6 protein-coding genes and 1 pseudogene are annotated in these 3,245 nt (G+C 58.0%); 6 read left to right on the top strand and 1 reads right to left on the bottom strand.

The window, feature by feature from the left end:
* The coding region (locus ACX3P1_RS27845; RefSeq protein WP_459082997.1) for a transposase at window positions 1-746 on the bottom strand (746 nt) is incomplete at its 3' end.
* A 395-nt stretch (window positions 747-1,141) separates the two neighbouring features.
* Here ACX3P1_RS27845 and ACX3P1_RS27840 point away from each other — a divergent pair.
* The 6 genes and pseudogenes from ACX3P1_RS27840 (at window position 1,142) to ACX3P1_RS27815 (ending at window position 3,183) form a co-directional block, all read left to right on the top strand.
* Entirely contained in the window at window positions 1,142-1,402 is a 261-nt protein-coding gene (locus tag ACX3P1_RS27840) for a DUF2249 domain-containing protein (RefSeq protein ID WP_459082995.1), read from the top strand.
* Window positions 1,403-1,432: 30 nt separating this feature from the next.
* A pseudogene (locus ACX3P1_RS27835) lies at window positions 1,433-1,636 on the top strand (NifU N-terminal domain-containing protein); the annotation flags it as partial.
* Window positions 1,637-1,687: 51 nt separating this feature from the next.
* Complete coding sequence (locus tag ACX3P1_RS27830) at window positions 1,688-2,077, top strand: metal-sulfur cluster assembly factor (RefSeq protein WP_459082999.1); 390 nt, start codon at window positions 1,688-1,690, stop codon at window positions 2,075-2,077.
* On the top strand, window positions 2,071-2,391 hold the full coding sequence (locus ACX3P1_RS27825; protein ID WP_459082993.1) for a hypothetical protein: 321 nt from the start codon (window positions 2,071-2,073) through the stop codon (window positions 2,389-2,391). The genes ACX3P1_RS27830 and ACX3P1_RS27825 overlap by 7 nt, the downstream gene beginning before the upstream one ends.
* Complete coding sequence (locus ACX3P1_RS27820) at window positions 2,384-2,530, top strand: hypothetical protein (RefSeq protein WP_459082991.1); 147 nt, start codon at window positions 2,384-2,386, stop codon at window positions 2,528-2,530. Before ACX3P1_RS27825 ends, ACX3P1_RS27820 begins: the two co-directional genes overlap by 8 nt.
* Before the next feature lie 401 nt (window positions 2,531-2,931).
* Complete coding sequence (locus ACX3P1_RS27815; protein WP_459082989.1) at window positions 2,932-3,183, top strand: universal stress protein; 252 nt, start codon at window positions 2,932-2,934, stop codon at window positions 3,181-3,183.
* Window positions 3,184-3,245 lie beyond the last annotated feature (62 nt).

Raw genomic sequence — 3,245 nt, 5'->3', positions numbered from 1 at the left:
TGTTCGTGTCGCTGATCTGGCGGAGCGAAGAGACTGGCATCAAGGCGCAGGCGTGTGATGAGGGTGGCCCGGTCGGGTAGTGCCGCCGCCAATGCGTGAACAGCAAAACTGCTGTCGCCGACGAAGATCAGATCGCGTCCAGGTAACCAGCGGCAGAGCTGCAAGAGGCCCTGTCGCGCCCAGTCTGTCAGCAGTTTATGCTTTTGTCCTTTCTTCTGGTCGTATCGCTCTGAGGGGCACAATAACGTCAGCACCGGCAAGGCCTTGATACACCTTGCCCATGGGACCGGGGCCAGGATCATGAAGCTCAACCAGCGCAAGCCGCTGGCTTTGACGAAGTGTCCGTGGCTGGAGCGCACCGGATCGCGATAGATGCCACGAGCAGCAATGCGCGGCCCCCATCGGCGTTCGATGGTGTCGTCCATGCCGATCACAATGGGACCATCAGGCACGAGGCTGGTTACAACAATCGACAACAGCCGCGAAGCCAGCGTTCGCGGGTTCCAACGCGCACGATTGAGAAGCTGATGGTAGACGGCAAAGTTGGTCGCCTCGCCGCGACCGGTGATCCGCAAACAGGCAGTCACTGTACGCTTGCCCGGAGACAAGATCGCTCCCATCACCAGAACCAGCAAATGGTCCCAACTGGGCGTAGTGAACCAGAAACGAAACGGCGACAGCCATTGGCGAAGGATGTGCGGAACGGCATCTCCCGGTCCGACGCGATAATCATTGTGATCGATCATCCATAGGTTCGAATCCGATCACACGAAAGAGGCAAGGCAGGCGACTGCGGCGAATTGAATCACCTGGATCAGACGACGGAAAACGAGAGCGCCGAACGCACTATTCTGGCCCGGACGCGGAATAGCTGCGCCACCAGCAAATCTAAATTCCCGAGGAATTTTGTACAAAGTCGAGCTAAGGGGGCCGGCAAATAACGTATCTTTGGTATCAAAATGGATCATGAGCGATGTAAACTGTGACAAGCTTCACATAAAGATGTATTGACAATATATGTTTTAAGCGCAAGCGTATGGCGGAGTGCGCCCCATGTGCGCACTCCGGCGGCGATGGACCGGTCGCGATCGCGACACTGCCCAGCCGATTGCGAAAATGCCATCAAAGGAGCAATTGCACCATGCCACAGACCGAAACCACTTCGACTGCAAGCGAGGTCGATGTTCGAAGCCTGCCGCCGGCGCAGCGGCACCAGAAGATCTTCGAGCTTGTCGACCAGCTCGCTCCGGGAGGCTCGTTCGTCCTGGTCAACGATCACGATCCCAAGCCGCTCTACTACCAGCTTGAGGCCGAGCATCCCAAACAATTTTCGTGGACCTATCTGGAAAGGGGTCCGCAGGCATGGCGCGTCGAGATCGGACGCTTGCTCAAGGCGGTCTGATTGCACGACATCCGTGCGGAGTGACGAACGATGTTTATCCAGACAGAAGCAACGGCGGACCCGGCGCGCCTGAAATTCCTGCCCGGCCGGCAGGTCCTGCCGGAAGGGACATTGGAAATCTCCGACCGGAACGACGCCGCCCGCTCGCCGCTGGCGCTCAAGCTGTTCAATGTCAGCGGCGTCGCCGCGCTGTCCTTCGGCACCGACACCATCACCGTGACGAAAGAGAGCGGCGATTGGCAACACCTCAAGCCGCCGCTGCTCGGCATCATCATGGAGCATTTCATGTCGGGCGCGCCGGTTGTCCTTGCCCCTGCCCGGCCCGCAGCCTCAGGCGGTTCGAGTACGCCCGAGGCGCAGGGCATTGTTGCGAGCGTAAAGGATGCGCTGCGGCTCGTGATCGACCCGGAACTTGGCTACAACATCGTCGACCTCGGACTTGTCTACGATGTTTCGATTGAACAGGGCGGCGGCGTCATCATCGAAATGACGACGACGACAAAAGGCTGCCCGGCGACGAATTATCTCAAGGAGGGCGCGGGCGATGCCGCAAGTTTTGTCGAGGGCGTCGAATATGCGGATGTAAGGCTCACTTACGAGCCGCCATGGTCTCCCGAAATGATGACCACCGAGGCAAAGCGGCATCTCGGCATTGCCGATGACGGCGGATGGTGAGCACCGGCACAGACATTCGGGCGGCGAACGGTTCCGGGGAAATTGACGCGGAATTGTGCGCGCTCTTGAGTGAAAGCCTGACGGCTCTTACCAAAGCCGGTCAGGCCGACGCCGCGTGTCGGCTGGCAGGGCGCGCATGCGCCCTGCTGCGCGGCCGCAACTCACCAGAATGGGCTCGGTTCAACAAATTGCTGCATCGCTTGAGCCCGATGACGGGCGATATCAGCACTCAACCGCCTGCCGGAAATGCGGACGATTCGCATAAAGCGGAACCGGCCTCAGGAGACGCGATGACAAGGTTCCCCGATGGCTGACGACATTGACGACGAACAAAACAAGCGTCTCGATGAACAGGTGCCGGAGGCGCCTTCGCCGACTACGCTCCTGCCGATGTTGGTTAGTGGGCTGGCACTCATCGTCATCGGGATGGTTGTTGTTATGATATTCGCATAAGCAGGCGTCGATCTACGAAACTTCGTGCATGGTGCCTAGGTAGCATTTGAAGGAACGATGCGCTCGGAGCCATCATTTAGCAATTGGATCAACCGGAACTGGCAGGAGAAGTGCTTGAAACACTTGATCCTGACTTGACGGATGCCATGGAGATACGAGTAGTTTCCGCGTCGATGGCGACCCCCAGATTTTGTGGCTGGGGCAGTCCGCACATTATATGCTAACGGGAAATTCTCACCGACACCACGCCCTTTAGGTATTCCAACAGCCGCAAGATTCTTCGCGGAAGTTCGCTGCGCCGAGGACAGAGCTGCATTTCAGAATCCGCGACAAGATGCGGCTTGTGCACCTCATCCCCCAATGATTGGCTGCCCACCCTGGACACACGACGAGGGGTACTGATGTATAACCATATCCTCATCTCCACCGATGGCTCCGAGCTAGCACAAAAGGGCGTGGATCACGGTCTGTCACTGGCAAAAGCATTAGGCGGCAAAGTTACAGTCATCACAGTCACCGGACCGTTTCCGATGCAAGGCGCAGCCACAGGCGTCGGCTGGGTTGCCAGTCCCGCGGATTTCGATCGCTATGAATTAGGCCAGAAGCAGCTTGCTGATGACAGACTTGCCAAGGTCAAGGTGAATAGCCCCTAGATTTGTGGACGCCTTCCTCCCTAAATTTGAGGCAAGGAGGCCATGATGGGGACCAGCAGTTT

The organism is Mesorhizobium sp. A623 (assembly GCF_054489405.1).
This window is presented reverse-complemented; position numbering and strand designations above follow the sequence as displayed.

Excerpts from the sequence above, each read along its gene's own strand:
- ACX3P1_RS27825 (WP_459082993.1), top strand. The coding sequence starts at position 2,071 with ATGGTGAGCACCGGCACAGACATTCGGGCGGCGAACGGTTCCGGGGAA.
- ACX3P1_RS27830 (WP_459082999.1), top strand. The coding sequence starts at position 1,688 with ATGTCGGGCGCGCCGGTTGTCCTTGCCCCTGCCCGGCCCGCAGCCTCA.
- ACX3P1_RS27815 (WP_459082989.1), top strand. The coding sequence starts at position 2,932 with ATGTATAACCATATCCTCATCTCCACCGATGGCTCCGAGCTAGCACAA.
- ACX3P1_RS27820 (WP_459082991.1), top strand. The coding sequence starts at position 2,384 with ATGGCTGACGACATTGACGACGAACAAAACAAGCGTCTCGATGAACAG.
- ACX3P1_RS27840 (WP_459082995.1), top strand. The coding sequence starts at position 1,142 with ATGCCACAGACCGAAACCACTTCGACTGCAAGCGAGGTCGATGTTCGA.